At 33.8% G+C, this 237-nt stretch carries 1 protein-coding gene; it reads right to left on the bottom strand.

Annotation, left to right across the window (positions count from 1 at the left end; translation table 11 throughout):
• A partial coding sequence (locus CWB62_RS18780) for a hypothetical protein (protein ID WP_212747501.1) occupies positions 1-237 on the bottom strand: 237 nt, incomplete at both ends.

Genomic DNA, 237 nt, shown 5'->3' with positions numbered 1-237 from the left:
AACCTACAACACCATCTAATTGATGTTTAGTGCCAAAAGTTTTATTAAAGTTCAGAGTTTGAAAAGTATTTATATTGGTATTCCAGTTACTTTGAACAAATACATTACCCTTTACGCCAAAACCATCGGGAGTTCTAGCATCTCTTACGATTTTACCCTGAACCAAACGATAGTCTAAACCAACTTGTGTGCGGAAAGTTAACCAACTTAATATTTTATAATCGGCGTTTAAGTTAC

Origin of the sequence: Pseudoalteromonas sp. S408 (assembly GCF_005886645.1) — a bacterium.
In the GTDB taxonomy this organism is placed as follows: domain Bacteria; phylum Pseudomonadota; class Gammaproteobacteria; order Enterobacterales; family Alteromonadaceae; genus Pseudoalteromonas.
This window is presented reverse-complemented; position numbering and strand designations above follow the sequence as displayed.